The sequence below is a fragment of the Methanobrevibacter sp. genome (genome assembly GCF_050872065.1).
In the GTDB taxonomy this organism is placed as follows: Archaea; Methanobacteriota; Methanobacteria; order Methanobacteriales; family Methanobacteriaceae; genus Methanocatella.
The window spans coordinates 1-5,488 of sequence record NZ_JBNMGD010000066.1 but is presented as its reverse complement, the minus strand read 5'-3'; the positions used below and the strand labels follow the sequence as shown (position 1 = coordinate 5,488).

5 protein-coding genes are annotated in these 5,488 nt (G+C 33.4%); 3 read left to right on the top strand and 2 right to left on the bottom strand.

From position 1 onward, the window contains the following. Positions 1-62 precede the first annotated feature (62 nt). The 3 genes from ACR0P1_RS07465 (at position 63) to ACR0P1_RS07455 (ending at position 4,187) form a co-directional block, all read left to right on the top strand. A complete protein-coding gene (locus ACR0P1_RS07465; RefSeq protein WP_432645778.1) occupies positions 63-2,054 on the top strand; it encodes a 4Fe-4S binding protein in 1,992 nt (663 codons plus the stop codon). Between the two features lie 165 nt (positions 2,055-2,219). Further along, positions 2,220-3,488, top strand: a complete 1,269-nt coding sequence (gene glyA / locus ACR0P1_RS07460; protein WP_432645777.1) for a serine hydroxymethyltransferase — start codon at positions 2,220-2,222, stop codon at positions 3,486-3,488. Between the two features lie 6 nt (positions 3,489-3,494). Beyond that, entirely contained in the window at positions 3,495-4,187 is a 693-nt protein-coding gene (locus tag ACR0P1_RS07455) for a dihydromethanopterin reductase (acceptor) (protein WP_432645776.1), read from the top strand. Here the strand turns inward: ACR0P1_RS07455 and ACR0P1_RS07450 are convergent. Both ACR0P1_RS07450 and ACR0P1_RS07445 read right to left on the bottom strand, forming a co-directional pair. Beyond that, positions 4,173-4,496, bottom strand: coding sequence for a DUF192 domain-containing protein (locus tag ACR0P1_RS07450; RefSeq protein WP_432645775.1), 324 nt, complete (start codon positions 4,494-4,496; stop codon positions 4,173-4,175). The two genes, ACR0P1_RS07455 and ACR0P1_RS07450, sit on opposite strands and share 15 nt — an antisense overlap. A gap of 44 nt (positions 4,497-4,540) precedes the next feature. Beyond that, the gene (locus ACR0P1_RS07445; protein ID WP_432645774.1) at positions 4,541-5,203 is read right to left on the bottom strand and encodes a DsbA family oxidoreductase; all 663 of its coding nucleotides are present in this window, start codon (positions 5,201-5,203) and stop codon (positions 4,541-4,543) included. Between the last annotated feature and the right edge of the window lie 285 nt (positions 5,204-5,488).

Here is a 5,488-nt window from a genome sequence, read left to right as displayed (position 1 = left end):
TAAAAAATTGCAATTTTTTATATATATTAGATATTTTTCACGACTTGTACAAGGTGAATTATATGGCAGAAGAAAAAAGAGATAATAACGAAGAATTAAGGATTGGAGTTTACGTCTGTCACTGTGGTGTAAACGTTGGTGGAGTTGTAGACTGTCCTGATGTTGCAGAATATGCTAGTTCATTACCAAATGTAGTCTACGCAACTGACTACAAATACATGTGTTCTGACCCAGGTCAAGCTATGATTCAAGAAGACATTAAAGAGAAAAACTTAAACAGAATTGTTGTTGCAGCATGTTCTCCTCGTCTTCACGAACCTACTTTCCGTAGATGTGTAGAAGAAGCTGGATTAAACAAATTTTTATTTGAATTCGCTAACTTAAGGGAACAAGACTCTTGGGTACACATGAACGAACCTGAAGCAGCTACTGCAAAAGCTAAAGATTTAGTACGTATGGCTGTTGCAAAAGCAAGATTACTCGAACCATTAGAAGCTACTAAAGTAGCAGTAGATGACAAAGCATTAGTTATCGGTGGTGGAGTATGTGGTATTCAAACTGCATTAGATTTAGGTGATATGGGATTCAAAACCTACATGGTAGAAAGAAACCCAACCATTGGTGGAAGAATGGGACAATTAGATAAAACTTTCCCTACTCTTGACTGTTCAATGTGTATTTTAGCACCTAAAATGGTAGATTGTGCAAAACACGAAAACATCGAATTAATTTCCTACGCAGAAGTTAAAGAAGTAGACGGATATATCGGAAACTTCACTGTAAAAGTAGAGAAAAAAGCTAGATACGTAGATGAAGATCTCTGTACTGGATGTGGATCTTGTGTAGATGCTTGTCCTATCGAAATACCTAACTACTACGACGAAGGTGTAGGTATGGTAAAAGCTGCATACATCCCATTCCCTCAAGCTGTACCATTATGTGCAACTATTGATAAAGATTACTGTATCGAATGTATGTTATGTACTCAAGTTTGTGGGCCTGAAGCAATCGACCACAACCAAGAAGCTACTGAAATTGAATTAGAAGTTGGTACTATTGTAGCAGCTATCGGTTACGACCCATTCGACCCATCTGGAATTTACCAATACGGATACGGACGTTACACTAACGTTATTACTGCTATGGAAATTGAAAGGATGATTAACGCATCTGGTCCTACTGGTGGTCACGTAATCAAACCTTCCGACGGTCTCGAACCTAAACGTGTTGCATTCATCCACTGTGTAGGTTCAAGAGATGAAACAATCGGTAAACCTTACTGTTCCAGAGTATGTTGTATGTACTCCATGAAAAATGCTCAATTATGTATTGATCACGAACCTGATACTGAAGTTACCTGTTACTACATGGATATCCGTGCATTCGGTAAAGGATACGAAGAGTTTTATAAAACTTCTCAAGAAAAATACGGAATTGAATTTATCAGAGGTAAACCAGCTCAAATCTTCGAAAACGATGATTTAACCTTAACTATCAGAGCAGAAGATACTTTACTCGGTAAAGTAACTGAATACACTTACGATTTAGTTGTATTAAGCGTAGGTCTCGAACACTCTGCAGGATCTGACGAACTCAGACAAACCTTAGGTGTTTCAAAATCTGCAGACGGATTCTACATGGAAGCTCACCCAAAACTCAGACCTGTTGACACTTTAACTGACGGTGTTTACATTGCTGGTGTAGCACAAGGTCCTAAAGATATTCCTGACTCTGTTGCACAAGGTTCAGCTGCAGCATCCAGAGCAGCTATTCCAATGGCACAAGGAGAAGTAGAAATCGAACCTATTATTGCATCCAATGATGAAGCTGTTTGTGGTGCTTGCCAAGTATGTGTTGAATTATGTCCATATGCAGCTATTTCTATCGCAACTGGTGTAGGTGGAAAAGAATTTGCACAAATTAACTCCGCATTATGTAAAGGATGTGGTACTTGTGTAGGTGCATGTCCATCTGGTGCAATGAACCAACAACACTTCAAAACCGAGCAAATTATGGCACAAATCAGTGCTGCTCTTGAAGACTTAGGTAAATAGATTTAGAGATTATATCTCTATTTCTTTTTTTATTTTTTTTTAAGCTAATTTTTAAGAATTTTTTTATTTGCAGTTTTATAATTTTTCTATTTTTTCATAAATCTTATATTATAAGATAAACAAAAATTAAATCATAGATATTTAATTGGATATTAGGTGTAGTAAATGACTAATTATCATGATGAAATTTTAAATTTTGAAAAAATTGCAAAAGAACATACTGAATATATGAGAAACAGTGTTAACCTCATCGCTTCTGAAAATGTTACAAGTGTAGAAGTAACCGAAGCATTAGCTACTGATTTTGCTCACAGATATGCTGAAGGACAAGCATTTGAAAGGTTCTATGAAGGATGTCAATATGTTGATTTAATTGAAGATAAGACTAAAAAGCTTTCTTGTAAATTATATGACTGTGATTATGCTAATGTTCAACCGGTTTCTGGAGTAACTGCAAACCTTGCAGCATTCTTTGGATTTGCTAAACCTGGTGAAAAAGTAATGGCATTGGAAGTACCTTCTGGAGGTCACATATCTCACGCTGATGTAAGTGCAGCAGGTATTCGTGGTTTAAAAACAGTTTTCCATCCATTAGATAAAGATATTATGAACATTGACATTGATGCAATGAACAAAAAAATCCTTGAGGAAAAGCCACAAATTGTATTATTCGGTGGAAGTTTATTCTTATTCCCTCACCCAATTAAAGAAGCACGTGAAGCAGCTGATGAAGTTGGTGCAAAAATCATGTACGATGGAGCTCATGTATTAGGTTTAATTGCTGGAGGACAATTCCAACAACCTCTTAAAGAAGGAGCAGATTTAATGATGGGAAGTACTCACAAAACCTTCCCTGGTCCACAAGGAGGAATTATTCTCTCACATGAAGAAAATGCAGAAATCATTGATGAAGCAGTATTCCCAGGTGTCGTAAGTAACCATCATTTACACCACTTACTTGGTTTAGGTATTGCAACTACTGAAATGTTAGAATTTGGTGAAGCATATGCAAAACAAATCATTAAAAATGCTCAAGCATTAGGTCAAGCAATGTATGAAAGAGGTTTCGATGTATTATGCGAAGAACAAGGATTTACTCAATCTCACCAAATTGCAGTAGATTTAAGTAACATTAGATCTGCATCTGATATTGCTCGTGAATTAGCTGATAATAATGTTGTTTTAAATAAGAATCTCTTGCCTGGGGATAATAGAGACAATTCAGATGATCCATCAGGTATTAGAATAGGTACTCAAGAAATTACTAGAAGAGGATTGAAAGAAAAAGAAATGGATGAAGTTGCAGAATTCATTAAACGTGTTGCTGTTGATAAGGAAAACATTGCTGATGAAGTAGCTGAATTCATGAATCAATACACTAAACTTGATTATTCATTCTCTGATAGAGAAGCTTACCAATATCATAGATTATAGATTAAAATGAGAATAGGATTTGCATTTACTGGAGCGGGTCATTTACTCAGAGAATCAGTACAAGTGGCTGAAAAACTCGCAAAAGATCATGAAGTTACTATATTCTTGTCTGGGGCTTCTGAAGAAGTTCTTAGAATGTATGGCCTTTATGAAAGAGTTGAACGTTTAACTGGTGGAAAATACCGTGAACTTGCGACTGATTCCAATCAAAAATTTTCATATCCAATAACTGGTCGTCTTTCTCTTGGAAAGTATGACCTATTAATCGTCTCACCAGCTACAGCAAATACAGTTTCAAAAATTGTTCATGGGATTGCAGACACTTTAGTGACCAATGCTGTTGCTCAATCTGGAAAAGGTGCTGTACCGGTATATATGGTGCCAGTTGATATTCATCCAGGTCCAATTGACACAGTTCTTCCATCTAAAATGGAATTGTCTAAATGTCACTCCTGTGATGATTGTGTTGCTGCTCTTGCATGTGAACAGGGTGCAATAATTCCTCATGAAGAAATTGACTTGACAAAATGTATCGGATGTGGTTTGTGTAGAAACTCCTGCCCATATGATGCAATTTCTGAAGGTAAAATTGTAACAATCTACATGAGGGATATTGATATTGAAAATACCCGTAAATTAGCTAGTATTGATAATATTCAGATATTTGAAAATCCGGAAGAAGTCTTAGATAAAATCTAAGCAATCTCCTATTTTCAATTTTAACTTATCTTTTTTTGTTTCTAATATAAATTTAGCTGGTTTTTTTGGTCTATAAAATTTCCATGGCTTTAATCTGACTTTTTCATAAATTACTTTATTTTCATCAAAAAAATAGATATCTATTTCAAATCTCATGAAAATAGTATGAATGCCAGAATCTTTAAGATTTGTAAATACTAATCCTCCATCAAAATCTTTTTTTAGCATCAATCCTTTAAAACGTTTGTAAAATGTATTTGCATAGGTTATTTTGATTTCTAGAGGATTATGTGGTGTTTTTAAAATCATCAAAGTAATTTATCTTAATTCTTTTATATAAGTTTTTAATAGATTTAGAGAAATGTTTTCTTTTCCATCTCACCGTTGATTAAATCCTCAAATGCAATTTTAAAAGCTTCTTTTTCAAAAACTCCAGGAATCATTAACCTTTCATCCTTGTAGTTTATGAAGTAATATGGAGTTGTGCTTATACCATTTGAAATAGCTTCATCCATGTCAAGATCAACTTCAACAGAGTAAGTTTTCTTGTTTAAAAATTCTTTAATTTCATTTTTATCCAATCCACATGAAGATGTGATTTCTATTAGGATGTCGTGGTCTGCAATATTTTCATTTTTAATAAAATTATATTCAAATGTTTTTAAAACAAATTTTTGAGTCAGTTCAGGGTAATAACGCTCTAAATATTTAACAATTCTATGTGCATCCTTTGAACTTACAAGTTGCATATTCTTGTAGTTCATTTCTATTCCTTCATTTTGAGCAATTTTTTCTATCTCTTCAATTGCCCTTTCAGCATCTTTAACGGATATTCCATTTTTAATCGCATATCTCTCTATACTGTTTGATGGAATATTGGTTAATTTAGGTTCGAGTTCGAAGGATTTCATTTCCCATTCAACATCTAAATTGAGGTCATTGCATACACTTATGATGCGATTTAATCCAATGTATGAATAAGGACAATTAAAATCACTTAAATATTCGATTATCATTTTTATCATCTTTTTTTACAATTTGTATCTTATAATGATTGTTGTATTTTCTGTAATTATTTTAATCATTGTTTTATATCAAATTTTTTATATTAACATTATATCTTAATTTTAAATTTAATTTTAAATTTAGAGTAGTCCATGTTAATGCGAATCATGATTAAAATCGTTGATTTTGAATGTGTTTTTATTAAAATAATTATTTATATTTTTATTTAAATTAAACCAAAATTCTTTTCCAAATTCAGTTTTTAATGTTATTTCCATAACCTTTATTTATTATCT

What these genes read in the sequence shown, in the direction of transcription:
- ACR0P1_RS07465 (WP_432645778.1), top strand. Translation starts at nt 63, where the DNA reads ATGGCAGAAGAAAAAAGAGATAATAACGAAGAATTAAGGATTGGAGTT.
- glyA (WP_432645777.1), top strand. Translation starts at nt 2,220, where the DNA reads ATGACTAATTATCATGATGAAATTTTAAATTTTGAAAAAATTGCAAAA.
- ACR0P1_RS07455 (WP_432645776.1), top strand. Translation starts at nt 3,495, where the DNA reads ATGAGAATAGGATTTGCATTTACTGGAGCGGGTCATTTACTCAGAGAA.
- ACR0P1_RS07450 (WP_432645775.1), bottom strand. Translation starts at nt 4,496, where the DNA reads ATGATTTTAAAAACACCACATAATCCTCTAGAAATCAAAATAACCTAT.
- ACR0P1_RS07445 (WP_432645774.1), bottom strand. Translation starts at nt 5,203, where the DNA reads ATGATAATCGAATATTTAAGTGATTTTAATTGTCCTTATTCATACATT.